The 591-nt window shown below is 59.8% G+C and carries 1 protein-coding gene; it reads right to left on the bottom strand.

The genetic code is table 11. The features are described from left to right. A partial coding sequence (locus AC1DRJ_RS31685) for a diiron oxygenase (RefSeq protein ID WP_477805569.1) occupies positions 1 to 591 on the bottom strand: 591 nt, incomplete at both ends.

Genomic DNA, 591 nt, shown 5'->3' with positions numbered 1-591 from the left:
GGTAATGGCCGATGAACACCGGCAGAATCTGCGCGATGCGATGGCGATCGTCTTCGCTCGCGGTGTGCCAGTAGATGCGCACCAGCCGCGCCCAGAAGCTGGAGTGGCGACCTTCGTCCAGCAAGTGATCAGCCATCAGGCCCTTGATCGATTGCTTGACTGTATCGTCCTTGGCGAACGCCGCGACATCGCCGGTCACGGTGTTTTCGGCAATGGCCACGCAGATCAATTCAACGGCACCGCGCAGATGTTCCGGCGCGAGCGCCACGGCGGCCGGGATGGCTCGACTGAGCTCGATTTCGTCGGGTAACCCGATCGGCGTGATACCGGTCATGGCGATGGTCTGCTGCATGAAGTCCATGGCCACCAACGCGTGATAGTCCTCATCCACAACCACGGTCATGGCGTCGTAACGGCAGGCAAACGGGAACGTCACGGCGAAGCGATTCTTGGCGATACTTCGCGCTGTCTTGTCGACGATTTCGGTTTCGAAAATCACCACGTCGTTGATGAACTTGTAGAGCGTCTGCACCAAGGCAACGTTCCGCTGCTCCGGGCATTGGCGCAGGAAGGTTYCGCTCAACACCAGCG

This window comes from Pseudomonas sp. P5_B2 (genome assembly GCF_056400445.1).
The sequence above is the reverse complement of the archived record's forward strand: the minus strand, read 5'-3'. Positions and strand labels throughout refer to the sequence as shown.